Here is an 18,734-nt window from a genome sequence, read left to right as displayed (position 1 = left end):
TGGGCTCTATCCCTTGGGCTGCTGGTAGGTAAACACCTTGCCGATGTCTTCCACCTTGTAGCTGGTCAACTGGTAGACGTAATAGTTGAGCCAGTTGGAAAACAGCAGGTGACCGTGGCTACGCCAGGTGGCGCGCGGGGTCTGGCTTGGGTCGTTGTTCGGGTAATAGTTGACCGGAATGACGGGGGTGAGCCCGGCCGCCAGATCCCGCCGGTATTCCCCATCCAGGGTCAGGGCGTCATATTCCGGATGGCCGGTGACGAACACCTGGCGACAATCCTTGGTGGCGGCCAGATAGACGCCCGCCTCTTCCGACTCGGCGAAGATCTGCAGATCGGTGTGGGCGCGGATGAGATCCCCGTCGAAGGCCGCATAGCGGGAGTGGGGCGCCACGAATTCGTCATCGAAGCCGCGCAGCAGCGCCTCGTGCTCGTCGAGGCGGTGGTGGCGATAGACCCCGGAGAGCTTCTCGCCGTGGGTCTGTTTCTCCATGCCGTACAAGGCTTTCAGCGCCGCCTGCACCGCCCAGCAGAGGAAGAGGGTGGAGGTGACATGCTGATGGGACCACTCGATGATCTCGACGATGCGGGGCCAATAGACCACCTCCTCGAACTCCACCAGCCCGAGCGGCGCCCCCGTGATGATCATGCCGTCGTAGTTGTTGCCTCTCACCTGCTCGAAGTCGTGATAGAAGTTCTCCAGGTGCGCCTGGGGCGTGTTTTTCGACTCCCGATCGTCGATACGCAACAGATCCACGTCCACCTGCAAGGGCGAGTTGGAGAGCATCCGCATCAGCTGGATCTCGGTTTCTATCTTCTTGGGCATCAGATTGAGGATGAGCACCCGCAGCGGGCGGATGTTCTGGGTGACGGCCCGGGATTCCGTCATCACGAAGATGTTCTCCTGCCCCAGCACTTCGGCGGCGGGCAACTGGTCCGGGATCTTGATCGGCATGCTGACTCCCTGTACTGCATCGGTAAATATGTCTGGACATCTAGAAGCCTATAATAAAGCGCTCCCGCTGTCATCAGATACCTTTTGTATTCACCCCGCCCTTTGACTAGCATACGGCTCAGTGTGTCCCTCGTGCCCAACCCCATGACAGGAATCAAGATCTCCGTAGAACGGCTGCAAGTCGGCAATTATGTCTCCCTGCCTTTGGGATGGCGCGAGCACCCGTTTCTGTTCTCCAGCTTCAAGCTCAAGAGCGAGGAGGAGATCGAGCTCATTCGTCGCCTTGGCCTCAAGCTGGTGACCATCATTCCCGACAAGAGCGACACGCCGCCCAAGCCCCTCGGCCAGACCCAGTCCCAGGCAGATGAGGTTGAGGGAGAAGGTCTTGTCGCCCGCCAGGAGGAGATGCAGCAGGAGAAACTGCGGCGCATCGAGCAGTTGCAGCGCTATCGCCGCGACCTGCAGCAGTGCGAGAAACAATTCCGCCAATCCCTGGCCCAGGTGCGCAACCTCATGGGCAAGATCCAGTCCCGCCCCCTCAACGCCATCAGCGAGGCCCAGGAGCTGATCAACGCCATGACGGAGCAGCTCCTCTCGGTGGACGAGATGGTGCTGCACCTGGTCTCTGACAGCGATGATGGCAACAGCCTGCAGTTTCACTCCCTCAACGTCAGCGTGCTCAGCATGCTGCTCGCCCGGGAGTGCAAGTTGCCGGCCGAGGCGATCCGCCAGGTCGGCATGGGGGCCCTGTTCCATGACATCGGCAAGCTGAGGATCCCGAGCCAGATCCTGCGCAAGACGGAGCCGCTGACCAAGCCGGAGCAGAACCTGATGGCCCAGCATCCCCGCTACGGCCTGGAACTGCTGGGGCTGGTCAGCGATTTTCCGGAAGCGGCCAAGCAGATAGTGCAGAACCACCACGAGTACCTGGACGGCACCGGCCCCCAGGGGCTCAAGGGGGATCAGCTCGATCCCCTCACCCAGATCGTCTCCCTCATCAACGAGTACGACAACCTCTGCCACCTGGAGGCCAAGGTGCCCTACGCGGCTCTCGGCAGCCTCTACAAGCAGCGCAAGTCCCAGTTCAACGCCGATCACCTCGGCATGCTGATCCGACTGATGGGGGTCTACCCCCCGGGCAGCGTGGTGCAGCTCTCCAACGGCCAGGTGGGGCTGGTGATGTCGGTCAACGCCTCCCGCCTGCTCTACCCCGCCGTGCTGGTATACGACCCCCGCATTCCGCGCCAGGAGGCGGCCATCATCGACCTCGACGCGGCCGGGCTGACCATCGCCAAGGTGATCCAGCCCAAACGCCTGCCCCCGGCGGTGTTCGAATACCTCAACCCCCGCACCCGGATCAGCTACTACTTCGAACACGGCAAGCCCTGAGAGGGCTGGCCCCACCCAAGGAGTCCCCATGCGCATCGAGATCATCAGCACAGGCGACGAGATAGTGACCGGCCTGGTGGTGGACACCAATGCCGCCTGGCTCAGCGCCCTCTTGCTGGAGCAGGGCTGGCAGGTGCGCCGCCGCGCCACCGTGGGGGACAACCTCGCGGATCTGACAGCCGTGCTGCAGGAGAGCGCCAACCGCGCCGAGGTGGTACTGGTGTGCGGGGGGCTCGGCCCCACGGCGGACGACCTCACCGCCCAGGCCGCGGCCGAGGCGTTTGACCAGCCCCTGACCCTGTTCCCGGACTGGCTCGCCACCATGGCCGAACGCTATGCCAGCCGGGGCCGCACCATGGCCCGGAGCAACACCAAGCAGGCCTGGCTGCCCCGGGACTGCGAGATCCTCGACAACCCGGTGGGCACCGCCTGCGGCTTTGTGGTCTGCCACCCGGCCAGCCACGGCCAGAGCCGGCTCTTCTTCACCCCGGGCGTGCCGTTCGAGTTCAAGCAGATGGTGCGCGAACAGATCATGCCCCGCCTCAAGTCGCTGGCCGGGGAAGAGACCGACACCGAGCTGCGCCGTTTCTACACCTTCGGCGTCTCGGAGTCCGCCCTCAGCGACATGCTGGATGCGGCCCCCTGGCCTGCCGGCATCGAGCTGGGCTACCGCTCCTCCATGCCCCTCATCGAGCTCAAGCTCATCGGCCACGGTGCCAGCACCGCCGACATGGACGCCGCCGAGGCGAGGCTGCTTGCGGCCATCGCCCCCTGGCTGGTAGGGCGTGGCAACGAGGCGCCTGCCAGCCAGATCCTGGCCCTGCTGGGGGAGCGGTCGCTGCACCTGCAAGAAGGGGAGAGCCGGGGCGCCCTGCTGGCCATGTGTCACGGGCACCCGGCCCTGACCGCCGGCTTCAGCCACACCCTGAGCGACGATCTGACTCAACTGGCGGTGCCCGCCGCCCCCCTGAGCCTCACCATAGGCCGTGCCGGGCCGGACGGCGTGCCGCTGCTGCTCTGCGCCGACGGGCAACTGCACGGCCAGACGCTCAGGGTCAGCCACCCGGATCCCGCGAGCGGTCGCCGGATCCTCGCCTTCGCCGCCCTCGACATGCTGCGCCGCCACCTGCTGGGGCTGCCGGTGCTCGCCGATTACCTCACCCTGACCCGAACGGCCAGATGCCAGGAAGGCGCCCGGGGCTAGAAGTGAGTCAAGCCTGCGCCGCCATGGACCCAGTACCCGGCGAGCGCCAGGGTCAGCAGGCAGAAGGCCCTCTCGTAGCCCCCGCCGCTCTTGAGGGGCAGGCCGGGCAGGCGAAAGCGCCGACGCCAGGGCCAGAGCAGGGGAATGCCCATGGGGGTGAGCCAGTCCCCCAGCAGATGGCTGAGATAGCCCACGATGAGAGCATCCTTCACCGCCCCCGACAGCAACCAGGGGGCTTCCACCTGGGCCAGCCCCCAGACCCCCATCCCCACCGCCAGCAGGCTGTGGGTGAAGCCGCGATGGCCGAACAGCCGGGAGAGCGGCCCCGAGATCCAGGGCAGTTGCCGCCCGAGCAGGGAGCGGGGGTGATCGAGATCCGGCAGCAGGGCGCTCGCCAGGGCCATGGGAACGATATGCCACAGGCTGGCATCGGCCAGGGCCGGAGTCAGTTCGACCTTGTGGGCAAGCAGGACGCAGGTGACGGAAAACAGCAGGTGGCCTTGGGCGGTCATGGGGCTCGTTCGGTTGGACAGAAAAAGGGGCTGATCGATGGCGACCAGGGTCCTCGCCCTGGGGCGGCGGCAGATTAAAATCCTTCTCTTCCTGCCTGGCAAGGTGATTTGCATCGCCACCTTCAACGTGGTTGACACTCTGGATAGCGAAAGCATAAAAAGTCAGCATATTGCGCTAAAAAACTGCAATGGAGCCCATGGCATGGCCGGCTCCACCCCTCTCCCGTCAGCCGATATTTCCTCAACCCGGCTCACCCATTTGCATTCAGATCGTTGACCCGGAAGGAAAAATACCCGAATACTGCGCGTTGGATCCGCCCCGGCGGCATTGGATGCCGGCAAGGAGAGGCCCCGGCATGGGGCAAACCGGACAGGGACAACGAAGGAGGGCCCGGTGTTAAGCAAAGCGTGGTTTCAGCTGTCGGCCGACATGAGCTATGTCTGCCTGCGCATCACCCCGGGCCTCACCGAGCCCATCCAGGAAAGCGACGTCCTGGCCCTGCTGCGACTCTCCAACTGCCGGCGCTACGAACCCCTCGGCGAGGGGATCCGCGAAGCCGTCACCCTGCTCAACGCCCTCATCGCAGAGCCGGATGCCCCCGCGCATCCGCCAGTCCCCATTGCCCGGCGCCAGGATGCCAGGCTGCTCATCCAGGTGGACAAGGACCAGATGAGCGCCAGGGCGCAGATCACCGCGGACTGGGGCGGCCAGCCCCTGACCCTGGCCCGGTTGCAGGAGGCCCTGGCGGCCAGCACGGTCAAGCAGGGGGTGAGCGAGCGGCTGCTTGCCGCCGCCATCCAGGCCGCGGGTGAAGCGGCACCCGGTGCCCAGCTCAATCCCGTCATCGCCCTCGGCAAGGCCGCCAGGCACGGCCTGGATACCCGCCTGGAGCGGCTGGTGGAGACCGCTGCCGAGCGGATCCTCAAACCCCAGGAGCGGGATCACGGCAAGGTGGACATGCGCGACCTCGGCACCCTGCTCACCGTCAAGGCCGGAGCGTTGCTGATGCGCAGGCACCCCGCCACCCAGGGCATCGACGGCTTCACCGTGACGGGCCAGACCCTGACCGCCCGCCACGGCAAGGAGAGCGCCATGACGCCGGGTGACGGCACCTGCCTCTCCCCCGAGGATCCGGACCTGCTGCTGGCGACACGCCCGGGGCTCCCCTGTCAGGAGCGTGCCGGGATGCGGGTCGACGAGGTGCTCAACGTCAAGCAGGTCGACATCCGCCACGGCCACGTCGAGTTCGAGGGATCGCTGCTGGTCACCGGGGACGTCATGCCCGGCATGCGCGTCAAGACCAGCGGGGACGTGGTGATCGGCGGCTTCGTCGAGGGCGGCTACATCGAATCCGGCGGCACCATCACGGTGCGCAACGGCATCATAGGGCGCAAGCTGGCGGACGACGAATACCTCTGCCACCTCAACGCCGGGGGAGAGATCCACGCCAGCTATGCCCAGTACGCCAGGCTGGAGGCCGATGGCGACATCCATATCCTGAGCCAGCTCAGTCACTGCTATTGCCGCAGCGGCCAGGATCTCAAGGTGGGGGACAGCGCCATGCGCAAGGGGCACCTCATCGGCGGCATCAACATAGCCAACCGGCTCATCATGGCACCGGTGCTCGGAGCCTCGGCGGCCAACCGGACCCGGTTGCAGATCCTCGGCGGCTATTTCAGCCAGAAGGAGCAGGAGCTGGCGCTGCGCCAGCGCAAACAGACCTGCGCCGAGCAGATAGACAAGCTGCAGGATCTCATCCTGCGTCTGCTGCAACTGCCCCGTGACAAGCGCAATCCCGAGACCCTGCAGAAGATCAAGGCGCTGCGCACCCGCCAGTTCGACGAGAGCAAGAGCCTGGACGAGCAGCTCGTCGAGGCGCAGCGGGAGCTGCAGGCGCTCATGGCCAACATGGACATCATCGCCACCCAGCGCCTCTTCCCCGGCGTCGAGGTGGAGATGGCCCATCACCACAACAGGGTCGACATCGAGCACGGCCCCATCCACTTCGCCATCCGGGAAGATCAGCTGCAACTGACCCCCTACCAGGGCCAGCGCTGAGGGGCAACGTGCCCCCGCGTCGGCAGGCGGCGTGATCCCGGCAGCGATTTTCGCTACACTCGGCCTCCCCATGGCCCCATCGGGCGGGCCGGCCAGACTCAGGTAGTGAGAAGATGTACAAGCTGATCGCATTGGATATGGATGGCACCCTGCTGACCCCAGAGGGCCGAATCTCCCCCCGCACCCAGGCCGCCATCGCGGCAGCCCGCGCCAAGGGCGTGACCGTGGTGCTGGCCTCCGGCCGCCCGCTGGAAGGCATGACCGCCGCCCTGACCGAGCTGGGCCTCACCGGCCAGGATGACTACGTCATCTGCTACAACGGCGCCCTGGTGCAGCAGGTGTCCGAGCAACGCATCATCCGCAGCCAGTTGCTGTCCGGCAGCGACGCCCGTGCCATCGCCCACCTGGCCTGTGAGCTGGGGGTGAACATCCACGGCTTCTCCGTCCGCCAGGGGCTCATCAGCCCCAGGATCAGCCCCTACACCGAGCACGAATCCCGCCTCATCGGTCAACCCATCAACCTGGTGGACTTCGCCACCCTGCCCGACGACGAGCAGATCATGAAGGTGATGATGATTGACCCCGAGCCCCTGCTCTCCCGTGCCATCGCCCAGCTGCCCGCCGAACTCCACGAGCGCTATACCGTGGTGCGCAGCGCCCCCTACTTCCTCGAGTTCATGAACAAGCGCAGCAACAAGGGCACCGGCGTCGCCGCCCTGGCCGAGCACCTGGGGCTGGATGCCTCCCAGGTGATCGCGGTGGGGGATGCGGGCAACGATCACCACATGATCGCCTACGCCGGACTCGGGGTCGCCATGGGCAACGCCACCGACGAGATCAAGGCGCTGGCACAGCACACCACGGGGCGCAACGATGAAGACGGGGTCGCCCAGGTGATCGAACGTTTCATCCTGAACGCCTGAGTCGACAAGGGGCCCTGCGGGCCCCTTCTGCTATCCGGCCGCCCGGCCAGATGTTTAATATATCCACCATCAAATCTCTCACCGCACCAGCACCTCCCCCTCAAGTCCCTTTAAATGGGACTCATAGCCGTATCCCGGCATCAATTGTTAACATAATTGCATCATTTTGTTTGACATATTGAACGGCCTTGGCAGACTGGAGGCAGGATCCAGGCTGTCGTTGCCAAGGCTGACCGACGATTCTGGCACGCTGGCGCGACCCTGATCCCACGACCATGCCTTGAGGCATGCCCTTGCGAGCCGAGGCGGCAAGGGCCTTCCCAAGGCGCAGGATGAGACCGCCAAGGATAGCCAAGGTGACCTATGCCCAACCCCAGTGCCCATAACAAACCCGTCGTGCTGATGACCATGGGGGCCCAGGCCCGCAGTGGCCACGCCTACCAGGTCATGACCCACAAATACATCAAGCCTCTGGTGGAGATCAGCGGCTGCGTGCCGCTGCTGGTGCCCACCTGCTGTGGCACCGAGGATCTGGAGCAGTATCTGGACCTCGCCGACGGGGTCTATCTGAGCGGTGCCGGATCCAACATCGATCCAGCCCTCTATGGCCAGGAGAACCTCACCCCGGAGAAGCCCCAGGACAGGGACAGGGATCTGTTCGATATTCCCCTGGTGCGCGCCGCCCTCGACCGTGGCCTGCCGATCCTCGGGATCTGCCGCGGCATGCAGGAGATCAACGTGGCCCTGGGGGGCGACATTCACCAGAAGGTCTATTGCGAGCCGGGTTATGACGATCATCGGGAGGACGCGGATGACCCGGTGGATGAGCAGTATGGCGAGAGCCATCAGGTCGAGCTGGTGCCCGGTACCTGGCTGGCCGAGCTGATGGGGCAGCCGTCGATTCCGGTCAACTCCCTCCATGGGCAGGGGATCAAGACGCTGGCCCAGGGGCTGGCACCCCTGGCCCATGCCGAAGACGGGCTGATCGAGGCGATCCACGCTCCCGCCCTCTCCCCCTTCCTGCTGGCGGTGCAGTGGCACCCGGAGTGGAAGGCCAGCGAGAACCCCCACTCCATCAAGCTCTTCACCGCCTTTGGCGACGCCTGCCGCCGGTTCAGGCAGCAGGTCGGCTAGTCGCCGACCCCTTGCCCTTGAGCCTGGGCAGGGCCTCGTACATCGGGGGCTGCCCAGAGGCATCCGACGTGACGGGCCTGTGACCCCCCACGCCATCAAGGTGTCCACTGCCTTCGTCGACGCCTGCCGCCCGCTCAGGCAGCAGACGGGCTAGTCGCCAAATCCCTTGCCCTTGAGCTTGGGCAGGGCCCCGCGATCAGGGCGCAGGGTTCGGCAGACATCCAGCCCCTTGAGGCCCCGCTGGATATGGTCCGGGGCCTGCCCGAGCACCATGCCGTTGCCGCGATAGAGACGGGCATCCTCCAGCTCGAACAGCTCGCCCCCGATGAGCAGTTGCTCCCGACCATTCACCACCTTGCCCCGTTTCAGGGGCAGGGTCATGTCCACCTGGATCTCTCCGGTGGCACACCCCTCGCGCCAGTGCGCCTCGTCGGAAAACGGGGAGATGGCGATCTCCCGCCAGGATCCGTCCCTGAACTCCATCCGGTAACGGTCTTGCACCAGATCGCATCCCGCCAGCACCATGGGGATCGCCAGCCAGATGACACCCTTCATTCCCTTCACGCCCTTGCTCCCTTGTTGTTATTGCCAGATATAGATCACGGAATCTGTCCCTCATCCCCAGCTCAGAGCAGCAGGGTGGCCAGATCCTGCAACTGCCCCAGCTCCACATCCGGCAGCAGCGACAACGACTGCCAGGACTGACCGCTCTCGTTGAGCCAGGCGGCCCGAAAGCCGTGCAGCCTGGCCCCCAGCACGTCGGTCACCGGGTGATCCCCCACATGAAGGATGCGGCCGGGGGCCAGCCCCAGGGCCTCTTGCACCTGCACGAACATGTCGGGCGCCGGTTTCATCCTGGCTCCCGCTCCCGCCTTGCAGACCAGGGTGAAGTAGCCAGCCAGGCCCGCCTGCTCCAGATCCAGGTTGCCGTTGGTGATCACCGCCAGCGGGTAGCGCGCCGCCAGACGAGCCAGCAGGGCGTGAGTCGCCTCGCTCACCTCTATCTTCGAGCGCTCGGTCATGAAGCCGGTGAACACCGCCCGTGCCTGCTGCTCCGCCAGCCCGGGCTCCATGCCCCCCTGCACCAGGGCCTCGCGAATGCCCCGCTGGCGCGCCAGGCTGACGTCGTGGCTAAGCGCCGGGTGGTCCAGCAGCAACTGGCGCTTGAGCGCGAGCCAGCGCGGCTTGTCCAGCATGGCGGTAGCCAGGTATTCGCTGCGCAGGTGGTCCAGCATCCACTGTTCCGCCCGCGCGATGGCGGGGCCGTTGTCATAGAGGGTGTCGTCCAGATCGAACGAGATGGCGGCCACCGGCTGCCAGCGACGGTAAAACTGCATGGCTGTTCCTCTTTACTCCTCATCCTCTGGCGTTGCGAGCTCCCGCCTGACCCAGGCGACGTGGAGATTGTCATCCCCGCAGATCGCACACCACATCACTCATCCTCCGGCGTTTCCGGATCCCGCTTCGCCCGCGGGTGGGCACTGTCATATACCTTGGCCAGATGCTGGAAGTCGAGGTGGGTATAGATCTGGGTGGTGGAGAGATCCGCATGCCCCAGCAGCTCCTGCACCGCCCGCAGATCGCCGGAGGATTCCAGCATGTGGGTGGCGAAGCTGTGGCGCAGCTTGTGGGGGTGCACGTGGGCATTGAGCGCCTGCTTGTTGCCCCAGCCGTCGAGCCGCTCCTGTACCGAGCGGGCCGAGAGCCGCTGCCTGCGCTTGGAGACGAACAATGCCTCCCCCTCGTCACCGGCCAGCAGGGGGCGTACCTTGAGCCATTTGTGCAACCACTCCACCGCCATCCGCCCGATGGGCAGCACCCGCTCCCGCGAGCCCTTGCCGATCACCCTGAGCTGGCGCTCGTCGAGCTTCACGTCCGCGAGGTTGAGCCCCACCAGCTCGGCAAGGCGCAGGCCGGAGGAGTACATCAGCTCCATGATGGCGCGATCCCGTACCGCCAGCGGATCCTGCTCGTCGGTGATGTTGAGCAGCTGATACATCTCGTCCACGTCCAGGTTCTTGGGCAGGGGCCGCCCCTGCTTGGGGGTGACGATGCCTCGCGCCGGGTTGGCGGTGAGCCGCCCCTGGCGCACCTGCCAGTCGCAGAAGCTGCGCAGGGCCGACACCTTGGTGGCAAGGGAACGGGGCGCCAGCCCCCCCTTGTGCATCCGGGTCACCAGACTGCGCACCTGGCTCGCCTCGAGCCGGGCCCAGTCGTCGACCCCGAGCTTCACCAGCTCGGCGGTCATCGCTTCTAAGTGGGCCTGATAGTTGCTGCGGGTATGGGGGCTGAGCTGGCGCTCGACCCTCAGGTATTCGATAAAGGCGTCCAGCTCCCCCACCAGTGCGACCGGCAGGGGGTCGGCGGCAGGGGGCGTCCTGGCAGGGGATCGGGTCGTTGCCTTAGCCACGGGCCAGCTCGGGCAGACGCAGTTGCAGCAGACGCCCCAGCTGACCCAGCAGCAGGGTGTCGTTGTGAGGGGTGAAGTGGCTGGGATCCGAGCTCGCGAAGGCCAGCACGCCGAGCTCCCCGAGCCGCATCAGGGCCACCGAGTTGACCAGCACATCATTGCCAAACAGCGCCTGCTTCTCGCTCTGGTTGAGGCGACCAAAATAGTAGTCCGTGCCGGGCAGGCGCTGGCCCAGCAGTTGTTCGAGCTGTTTGCCCTGCGCCAGGAAACGCTGCTCGGGGCCGCTCAGCTGGAAATGCCTGGGATTGAGCCAGAGCCGCAGGCCGGTGAGTCGCAGCCGCTGGACGAAGGCCTTGCCCATCACGGCGCTCAGCTCGAACAGGGTCTGGCAGCCGTAGATCTCCCCGTAGAGATCCGCATAAACCCGGAAGATCCGCTCGTTCTCGCTGGCGACCCCCATCAGTTCGGTGATCTCCTGCTCCAGCTGCTCGATGCGCTCCCGCTGTCTGTCCAGCTGGCGCTCCACCAGGGAGATGGTGCCCTTTTGCCCATGGGGAATGCGGATCTTGTCCAGCATGGCCCCGTGACGCAGGAAAAACTCGGGATAACGGGCCAGGTACTCCAGCACTGTGGCTTCATCCACCAGTGATTCCTGCCGTTTGAGTTCGCTCATAACTTGGTTGATCCATCCGAAAAAGGGGCCAAGGGCCCCGATATGATCCGTTGATGGAGCGGGATCACCCGCTCCTTGTCTACAACTCTATCTGGCCGTCAAAGACGTGCTCGGCCGGCCCCGTCATGTAGACGGGCTGACCCGGTCCCTTCCAGGCGATGGTCAGCTTGCCACCCGGCAGGGTGACGGTGACCCGCTCCTTGAGCTTGCCCTGGCTGATGCCTATCACCACGGCCGCACAGGCCCCGGTCCCACAGGCCAGGGTCTCCCCCACCCCGCGCTCGAAGACCCTCAGCTTGATCTCGCTGGCGTTGACCATCTCCATGAAGCCGACGTTGACCCGCTCGGGGAAGCGCTCGTGGCGCTCCATGATGGGTCCCAGGGTCTCCACCGGCGCATCGGCCACCGAGGGCACCTCAATGACGCAGTGAGGGTTGCCCATGGAGACGGCACCGCACATCACGGTGTGATCCTGGGCCCGCAGCAGATACGTCTTCTCCGCCTTCTGGGCACGGAACGGGATCTTGCCCGGCTCGAACTGGGGCACCCCCATGTTGACCGTGACCTGGTTCTCCCCTTCCAGCTGCAGAGTGATGCGGCCCCGGGCGGTGCTGACCGCGATGCGATCCCGGTTGACCAGCCCCTTGAGACGCACGAAACGGGCGAAGCAACGGGCCCCGTTGCCGCACTGTTCCACCTCGCTGCCGTCGGCATTGAAGATGCGGTAGTGGAAGTCGAGCTCGGGGTCATAGGGCGGCTCCACCAGCAACAGCTGGTCGAAGCCGATACCGAAGTGACGATCCGCCAGCTTCTTGATGATGTCGTTGCTGAAGAACACCTTCTGGGTGACGCCATCCACCACCATGAAGTCGTTACCGAGGCCGTGCATTTTGGAAAACTCAATCAACATCGCGCGTTCCTATCTCACCGTTAATCACGCTCTCACATGGAGGAACGCTGAAAATCCATCCATCACGGCAGCAGGTGCTCGCCACGCCAGAGATCCGCCAACTGCTCCCGCTCACGGATGAGGTGCGCCTGGTCACCGTCCACCAGCACCTCGGCCGCACGGGGTCGGGTGTTGTAGTTGGAGGACATGGTAAAGCCGTAGGCGCCGGCGGAGCGCACCGCCAGCAGGGAGCCCTCGGCAATCGCCAGGGTACGCTCCTTGCCGAGGAAGTCGCCGGTCTCGCACACCGGGCCCACCACGTCATAGAGTGCCTTCTCGTGGGTCGCCCGGCTGTCCACCTCAATGATGTTCATCCAGGCGCCGTAGAGGGAGGGGCGCAGCAGATCGTTCATGCCGGCGTCGATCAGGGCGAAGTTGCGGGTCTCGCCGGGTTTGAGGAACTCGACCCGGGTCAGCAGCACACCGGCGTTGGCGACGATGGCGCGGCCCGGTTCGAACAAGAGGGTCAGATCCCGGCCCGCCAGCTTCTGCTTGAGCGCCTCGGCATACTCGGTGGGGTGCGGCGGCTGCTCGGCGCCGTAGTTGACCCCCAGACCGCCGCCCACGTCCAGGTGATGGATGTGGATGCCTTCCGCCGCCAGCTCGTCGATGAGCTTGAGCAGCTTGTCCGCCGCCTCCATAAAGGGATTCAATTCAGTGAGTTGCGAGCCGATGTGGCAATCCACGCCCTTGATCTCGATGTGGGCCATGGCCGCCGCCTTGCGGTAGATGGCGGGCGCCTGTTCGATGGGGATGCCGAACTTGTTCTGCTTGAGGCCGGTGGAGATATAGGGGTGCGTGCCCGCGTCGATGTCCGGGTTGACCCGCACCGAGACCCGCGCCTTTTTGCCCATGCTGCCTGCGACCCGGTTCAGGCGCTCCAGCTCGGCTTCGGACTCCAGGTTGAAGCAGAGGATCTCTTTTTCCAGCGCAAGGCGCATCTCGGCTTCGCTCTTGGCGACACCGGAGAAGACCACCTTGGCCGGATCACCGCCCGCCGCCAGCACCCGGGACAGCTCGCCGCCGGAGACGATGTCAAAGCCCGAACCAAGGCGTGCCAGCAGATTGAGCAGGGCCAGGTTGGAGTTGGCCTTGACCGCGTAGCAGATCAGGTGGGGAATGTCGCCAGCCGCCTGGTCGAAGGCATGCCAGTGGCGTTCCAGGGTGGCGCGGGAGTAGACATAGAGCGGAGTGCCGTACTGGTCGGCAAGCTGTTGCAGGGGAAGCTGTTCGGCCTGAAGCTGACCGTCTGCGTCGTAGTTAAAGTGATCCAAGGGGGCGGTTCCTTCCTAGATTATTGCGGCGCGGCCTCTGAGGCCGGTGTAGCGGTCGCAGGCGAGGCGGCTTGCGGTGTACTCTCTGTCTTGGGCGGTGTCTGCTCTGCAGGTGCGGGCTGTTCGGCCGGCGGCATGTAGAGCGGCCCCGTCAGGCCACAGGCGGCCAACCCGAGCGACAGCGACGCGGCAAACAGGCACTTGGTGAACTGGGTAATCATAATGGTTCGCTGCGAAAAAATTTTTGGCCCTCTATAATCGCACTCACATTGTTAAAAGCAACAGGATAAACCGATGAAGGATCACGAGTATCACGCCCTGACCGACGCCTTTTTCCAGTATGTGGAAGACACCATCGACGAGGGGTATCCGGATATCGACTGCGAACGCGCAGGCGGGGTGCTGACCTTGAGCTTCGAGAACAAGACCAAGGTCATCATCAACAAGCAGGAGCCCCTGCACCAGATCTGGGTCGCCACCCGGGAGAACGGCTTCCACTTCGAGCTGCGCGGTGACAGCTGGATCGACAACCGCTTCGGCGACGAGCTCAAGGCCCTGCTGACTCGGGCCTGCACCACCCAGGCCGGCGAGCCCGTGGTCTTCTCATGACGGATCTGCATCCCGAAGGTGCCCGCCATGCGGTGATCTGGCTGCACGGGCTGGGGGACTCCGGCGCCGGTCTCGCCCCCCTGGTGGAGGCGCTGGCCCTGCCCGCCGACCTGCCCGTCCGCCATCTGCTGCCGGATGCTCCCGAGCGCCCCATCACCATCAACATGGGCTACAGGATGCGCGGCTGGTACGACATCAAGAGCTTCGAGGATCCGGCGGATCGCGCCGTGGAGTCCCATGTCAGGGAGTCAGCGGCCCGTATCGCCGCGCTGATCGAACAGTTGGTGGCCGAGGGTTTCGCCCCCGAGCGCATCGTGCTGGCCGGCTTCTCCCAGGGGGGCGTCATCGCCTCCTTCACCGCCCTGCGCCATCCGGTGCCACTGGCAGGCCTGCTCTGCATGTCCACCTATCTGGCGGTACCCGATGCCCTGCCCGGCGAAATGAGCGAGGCGGCCCGCACCCTGCCCATCTGCTACATGCACGGCATCTATGACGACGTGGTGAACCTCTCCATGGGCTGGGACGCCAAGAACCGGCTGGAAGCGGCGGGACTCAGCCCCGAGTGGCACGAATACCCCATGCGCCACGAGATCTGCCGCCCCCAGCTGGGCGACATTCGCAGCTGGTTGCTGGCCCGCCTCGGCGCCTGATTGTCGGATCACGGGTAAGACAACGGCCTGCATCAGCAGGCCGTTTGCTTTCATCCCTGACGGCGATGCTCGCCGACATCCGTCACTGGCTGCGCCCCCTCCACGCCAGATTCCCGTACCACGGATAGGACAACGGCCTGCATCAGCAGGCCGTTTGCTATCTTCCCGGCGATGTTCTCAGCACATCATCCCACTTCCCGGGCCGCTCCTGGGGTGTCCCGCTGCGGGCTCTGGCTGCGGTAGGGGATCACATCGAGTTTGTCACCCACCTGCACGATTTCGTAGTACTGGGGCAGGTTGAAGTTGCTGAACTGACCCGCATTGCTGAATCGCTCGTGACCCGAGGTGTAGAATCGGTTCACCCCCTGTACCAGTTCGTCCTTGTTGCCGGCGAAGTGCTGGTAGATCTCCACCCGGTTCGCCTCGTCCAGGATATAGATGTTGGTGCCTGCATCCCGGGTATCGAAGAAGAACTGCACCAGCCCTTCGCTGGCGTAGGCGTCGACGATGCCGGGCAGGTGCTGGCTGTGAGTCTTGTCCAGGCGCAGCGGCAGGTGATCCAGCTTGTTGTGGGAGATGTGACGGTAGAAGTCGATGGCGTTTTCCAGCTTCTTGACCGACACCCCGCGCCGCTCGAAGAAGATGCCGTACTTTTCCTTGCCGAGCGCCAGCGTCTTGACCAGCTGCTGCTTGTCCCGGGCCAGGCGCAGCTCGATGCATTCAGCCACAAGCTGCTGGAAGCGGGTGCGCACCAGGGAGCGGAAGTGCTGGCTGTAGCAGAACACCTCGATCATCTCGGGGGCCGCGGCATCCTGGTGCATCTTGCCGAGGATGGTGGTGAGGGCGTCCACCACGGCTTCCTCCCCCTCGAAGTGCAGGGTGCGGATCTCGCTCCAGGAGTTGCGATAGACGAGATCCACGGATCCCACCAGACACTCCTGGTTGCGACCGAACGAGAAGACATCGGCGGCGTTGGCATCGAACTCGATCACCTGCCCCACCCAGTGGCTGGACGGGTCCGTCTCCAGGTTCAGGAAGATGGAGAGCTGGCGGATCTCGCACGGCCGGCTCAGAGCCAGGTTGGTCGCGCGGGGATACTTGACCGGGAAGGTGCCGGAGAGATCGCGACAGAACTGATGCAGGTTGTCGATGTGCAGATCCGAGCCCTGGTTGAACAGATGCACCCGGGACTGGGGCGTCAGCAGGCCGTTGAAATAGGCCCAGGCCACCAGCTTGCTGATGTAGCCGTTATATTCGAGCGGCGCCCGGCCGATGATGTCGGCGGGTTCGAGGGAATGCTTGTAGAGATACCAGCCGGCGCGATTCAGGCGGCCGTGGGGTACCTGTACCAGGCTGAGATCCGGCTCGCCGAGATCCGGCGCAATCTTGAGGTTGATGCGCTGCACCTTGCCCGGCAGGCTCTCGAATGCGGCATAGAGCTTGCGCGACAGGATGCCGATGTCTTCCGGGTTGATGGACTCGCTGATGTTGTTGCGCCGGGCGAACTGGATGAGGTTGCGGTAGCTCTGCATCAGAGCCTCCAGCAACTCGGCGTAGGCCACCTTGACGTCCTCGACCTTCCACTCCTGGCGGTGATCAAGGTGGTAAAGGCGCTCCGGACTCCAGCCCCAGTAGGCCACCAGCTGGGCCATCTGCTCCCGGCGCCAGTCCGGGGAGTGATCCTCCTTGGGATGGCTCAGCCCGTCGCACACCTTCAGATAGAAGCAGCGACGCACCAGATCGAGGCGCTGCATGTCGCCGATGGACTTCAGGTAGTTGGTCACCTTGTCCAGCATCAGGCAGTAGTTGTCGAGGCGGTAGTGCATCCCCTCGTTGTGCTGGAACCAGTCGCGACTGGTCACCGACAGCAGCCGGGTGTTGGGATACTCGTGGGAGTAGGCCTCCATCAGCACCGACTTGAGCACCGCCTTGTAGGGGGAGTCGATCCCCTTGTAGAGCTGCCACAGGGCGGAGCCGAAATACTCCTCGGCAGGAATGCGATCAAAGCCCCCCAGATCGAGCCAGTCATCCTGGCTCAACTTGCCGTGGGCAAACAGGCCGTTGACGTAGTCGTCGTAGTGATCGTCATATTCGGCCGGCACCAGATACCAGAGCAGCCGCTTGCCGGCGATGTGCATGGCGCTGCGGTAGAACTCGTCGAGCAGCAGCAGGTGCTGGGCGCTGCCGCAGCTCTCCCCCTGCATCTGGGCATCGTTGCGCTGACGGAACTTGTCTTCGGGGATCAGGAAGAAGTTGAGATCGACCCCCCGCTGCTCCGCCCACATGGAGAGGTGCTGGCACTTCTGTTCCAGCAGGGCGAGGCGCTCGCTCGACAGACCGGCCACGTGACAGACCCAGATGTCGAGATCCGAGTGGCAGCACTGACCGATGGAGGAGGTGCTCCCCATGGAGTAGAGGCCCTGGATGGACTTATCGTGGGTACTGAGACCGCCCTGGCAGTTGGCGTTCTGGCAGAGATCCTGGATGAAGGCCTGCTGGGCCTCGTTGGCGACAAAACTCCAGATACCATGAGGCACATCCCCTGCCACATAACCGGGCAACAGGGGGTGATTGAAGTGCAGCATGACAGGCAGCAAGTGGAAAACCTGCTGCCCGTAGCGACTCATGAGATCCAGCGCTCGTTGCGTCTTGAGACGATTGAGTTCGTCGTAGCGCGCCACCAGCGTGTCGAGTTTAACCAGCAATGCCCTACCTATGGGGAAGAGAAATGACGCACCAAAACGGGGAGACGTCAAAAAAGTGTGATCATGTTAACAATGCAAACAGCGGTGGTAAACAAGCCCGCACACAATCACCGGATTATTTCTGACCCCGTTCGTAACGGTATCAGCAGAAAGCAATAAAATTGCTTATTTTCAATTACTTAAAATCAATTATTGGCTGAATGAAAATAATTTTCAGCCCCCGTTTTTGAGCTTGGCCCCGCTTTTGCGGGCTGCGCCATGAAAGCCCCTGCAAAGGGTGGTAAGATCGTTTTCCTCTCAAAAGATGAAACAACTGATTGATATGGCAGCCCGAACCCTGAGAATTGCCACTCGAAAGAGCCCACTGGCCCTGTGGCAGGCCAATTTTGTGAAAGATCGGCTGGAGGCACTCCATCCGGATCTGCAGGTCGAACTGGTGCCCATGAGCACCCAGGGTGACAAGATCCTCGACACCCCCCTCGCCAAGGTCGGCGGCAAGGGGTTGTTCGTCAAGGAACTGGAGACTGCCATGCTGGAAGGGCGTGCCGACATCGCTGTCCACTCCATGAAAGACGTACCTGTGGAGTTCCCCGACGGACTCGGCCTGCACACCATCTGTGAGCGCGAAGACCCGCGTGATGCCTTTGTTTCCAACCATTTCAACCAGATAGACGAGCTGCCTCAAGGGGCCGTGGTCGGCACCTCCAGCCTGCGCCGTCAGTGCCAGCTGCGCGCTGCGCGCCCTGATCTCGTGATCCGCGACCTGCGGGGCAACGTCAACACCCGCCTCGCCAAGCTGGATGCCGGTGAATATGACGCCATCATCCTGGCCGCCGCCGGCCTGAAACGACTGGAGATGGCCCATCGCATCGCCGCCTTCATCGAGCCCGAGCAGAGCCTGCCCGCCAACGGCCAGGGGGCGGTCGGCATCGAATGCCGCCTGGATGATGTTGAGCTGCACGCCCTGCTGGCGCCGCTCGAACACCCCGAGACCCGCATCCGGGTGCTGACCGAGCGCGCCATGAACCGCGCCCTGCAAGGGGGCTGTCAGGTGCCCATCGGGGCCTATGCCCTGGTACAGGGAGAAGAAGTATGGCTGCGTGGCCTGGTGGGCAGCCCGGACGGTGCCCGCGTCATTCGCGACGAGATCCGCGGCCCCCTGGCAGAGGGCGAGGCACTGGGCCACACCCTGGCCCAGCGCCTGCTGGCCGCCGGCGCCGACGTCATCCTGGCCGAGGTCTACCGGGCATGAGTGCAGTACGGACCGGTTCGCGGTCATCTGCCCGGAG

General features: G+C 64.3%; 19 protein-coding genes. 9 read left to right on the top strand and 10 right to left on the bottom strand.

The window, feature by feature from the left end; translation table 11 throughout:
* Window positions 1–6 precede the first annotated feature (6 nt).
* Window positions 7–954, bottom strand: coding sequence for a homoserine O-succinyltransferase (gene metA, locus AB5Y80_RS06905; protein WP_010672713.1), 948 nt, complete (start codon window positions 952–954; stop codon window positions 7–9).
* Window positions 955–1,098: 144 nt separating this feature from the next.
* Between metA and AB5Y80_RS06900 the strand changes: the two genes are divergently transcribed.
* Together AB5Y80_RS06900 and AB5Y80_RS06895 are read left to right on the top strand one after the other, a co-directional pair.
* Complete coding sequence (locus AB5Y80_RS06900; protein ID WP_041212363.1) at window positions 1,099–2,343, top strand: HD-GYP domain-containing protein; 1,245 nt, start codon at window positions 1,099–1,101, stop codon at window positions 2,341–2,343.
* Window positions 2,344–2,371: 28 nt separating this feature from the next.
* On the top strand, window positions 2,372–3,547 hold the full coding sequence (locus AB5Y80_RS06895; RefSeq protein WP_266136248.1) for a CinA family nicotinamide mononucleotide deamidase-related protein: 1,176 nt from the start codon (window positions 2,372–2,374) through the stop codon (window positions 3,545–3,547).
* Here the strand turns inward: AB5Y80_RS06895 and AB5Y80_RS06890 are convergent.
* A complete protein-coding gene (locus AB5Y80_RS06890; protein WP_042015381.1) occupies window positions 3,544–4,059 on the bottom strand; it encodes a metal-dependent hydrolase in 516 nt (171 codons plus the stop codon). The two genes, AB5Y80_RS06895 and AB5Y80_RS06890, sit on opposite strands and share 4 nt — an antisense overlap.
* Before the next feature lie 37 nt (window positions 4,060–4,096).
* On the opposite strand from AB5Y80_RS06890, the gene AB5Y80_RS06885 reads away from it, so the two are divergent.
* The 4 genes from AB5Y80_RS06885 (at window position 4,097) to AB5Y80_RS06870 (ending at window position 8,175) form a co-directional block, all read left to right on the top strand.
* A complete protein-coding gene (locus tag AB5Y80_RS06885; RefSeq protein ID WP_266136249.1) occupies window positions 4,097–4,336 on the top strand; it encodes a hypothetical protein in 240 nt (79 codons plus the stop codon).
* A gap of 117 nt (window positions 4,337–4,453) precedes the next feature.
* Complete coding sequence (locus AB5Y80_RS06880) at window positions 4,454–6,118, top strand: DUF342 domain-containing protein (protein WP_042880970.1); 1,665 nt, start codon at window positions 4,454–4,456, stop codon at window positions 6,116–6,118.
* 113 nt (window positions 6,119–6,231) lie between these two features.
* Window positions 6,232–7,041 carry a sugar-phosphatase gene (gene yidA / locus AB5Y80_RS06875; protein ID WP_266142098.1) on the top strand — a complete coding sequence of 270 codons (810 nt, stop codon included), beginning with the start codon at window positions 6,232–6,234 and terminating at the stop codon, window positions 7,039–7,041.
* Window positions 7,042–7,404: 363 nt separating this feature from the next.
* A complete protein-coding gene (locus tag AB5Y80_RS06870) occupies window positions 7,405–8,175 on the top strand; it encodes a gamma-glutamyl-gamma-aminobutyrate hydrolase family protein (protein ID WP_113978141.1) in 771 nt (256 codons plus the stop codon).
* Between the two features lie 150 nt (window positions 8,176–8,325).
* Here AB5Y80_RS06870 and AB5Y80_RS06865 read toward each other — a convergent pair whose 3' ends face one another.
* From AB5Y80_RS06865 to AB5Y80_RS06835, 7 genes are all read right to left on the bottom strand, one after another.
* Window positions 8,326–8,730 carry a hypothetical protein gene (locus AB5Y80_RS06865; protein ID WP_368172774.1) on the bottom strand — a complete coding sequence of 135 codons (405 nt, stop codon included), beginning with the start codon at window positions 8,728–8,730 and terminating at the stop codon, window positions 8,326–8,328.
* Between the two features lie 71 nt (window positions 8,731–8,801).
* The gene (locus AB5Y80_RS06860; RefSeq protein WP_182935149.1) at window positions 8,802–9,512 is read right to left on the bottom strand and encodes an HAD-IA family hydrolase; all 711 of its coding nucleotides are present in this window, start codon (window positions 9,510–9,512) and stop codon (window positions 8,802–8,804) included.
* A 95-nt stretch (window positions 9,513–9,607) separates the two neighbouring features.
* Window positions 9,608–10,585 carry a tyrosine recombinase XerC gene (xerC, locus tag AB5Y80_RS06855; protein WP_167825739.1) on the bottom strand — a complete coding sequence of 326 codons (978 nt, stop codon included), beginning with the start codon at window positions 10,583–10,585 and terminating at the stop codon, window positions 9,608–9,610.
* The gene (locus AB5Y80_RS06850; protein WP_041212252.1) at window positions 10,578–11,258 is read right to left on the bottom strand and encodes a DUF484 family protein; all 681 of its coding nucleotides are present in this window, start codon (window positions 11,256–11,258) and stop codon (window positions 10,578–10,580) included. The genes xerC and AB5Y80_RS06850 overlap by 8 nt, the downstream gene beginning before the upstream one ends.
* A 79-nt stretch (window positions 11,259–11,337) precedes the next feature.
* Complete coding sequence (dapF, locus tag AB5Y80_RS06845; RefSeq protein ID WP_029313578.1) at window positions 11,338–12,168, bottom strand: diaminopimelate epimerase; 831 nt, start codon at window positions 12,166–12,168, stop codon at window positions 11,338–11,340.
* Window positions 12,169–12,230: 62 nt separating this feature from the next.
* A complete protein-coding gene (lysA, locus tag AB5Y80_RS06840; protein ID WP_039039806.1) occupies window positions 12,231–13,481 on the bottom strand; it encodes a diaminopimelate decarboxylase in 1,251 nt (416 codons plus the stop codon).
* A gap of 20 nt (window positions 13,482–13,501) precedes the next feature.
* Entirely contained in the window at window positions 13,502–13,702 is a 201-nt protein-coding gene (locus AB5Y80_RS06835; RefSeq protein ID WP_082180910.1) for a lipoprotein, read from the bottom strand.
* 73 nt (window positions 13,703–13,775) lie between these two features.
* Here AB5Y80_RS06835 and cyaY point away from each other — a divergent pair, with 73 nt between their 5' ends.
* Window positions 13,776–14,090, top strand: a complete 315-nt coding sequence (cyaY, locus tag AB5Y80_RS06830) for an iron donor protein CyaY (RefSeq protein WP_010672698.1) — start codon at window positions 13,776–13,778, stop codon at window positions 14,088–14,090.
* Window positions 14,087–14,740, top strand: a complete 654-nt coding sequence (locus AB5Y80_RS06825; protein WP_201894565.1) for an alpha/beta hydrolase — start codon at window positions 14,087–14,089, stop codon at window positions 14,738–14,740. The genes cyaY and AB5Y80_RS06825 overlap by 4 nt, the downstream gene beginning before the upstream one ends.
* Before the next feature lie 185 nt (window positions 14,741–14,925).
* On the opposite strand, the gene AB5Y80_RS06820 is transcribed toward AB5Y80_RS06825, so the two are convergent.
* On the bottom strand, window positions 14,926–17,445 hold the full coding sequence (locus AB5Y80_RS06820) for a class I adenylate cyclase (RefSeq protein WP_042879398.1): 2,520 nt from the start codon (window positions 17,443–17,445) through the stop codon (window positions 14,926–14,928).
* A 322-nt stretch (window positions 17,446–17,767) separates the two neighbouring features.
* Between AB5Y80_RS06820 and hemC the strand changes: the two genes are divergently transcribed.
* Complete coding sequence (gene hemC / locus AB5Y80_RS06815) at window positions 17,768–18,697, top strand: hydroxymethylbilane synthase (protein WP_162726577.1); 930 nt, start codon at window positions 17,768–17,770, stop codon at window positions 18,695–18,697.
* The last annotated feature ends 37 nt before the right edge of the window (window positions 18,698–18,734 follow it).

It is taken from the genome of Aeromonas sp. R2-1, assembly GCF_040908425.1.
GTDB lineage: Bacteria > Pseudomonadota > Gammaproteobacteria > Enterobacterales > Aeromonadaceae > Aeromonas > Aeromonas caviae.
Note: the sequence above shows the minus strand (reverse complement) of the source record. Positions and strands in the feature narration are given on the sequence as shown.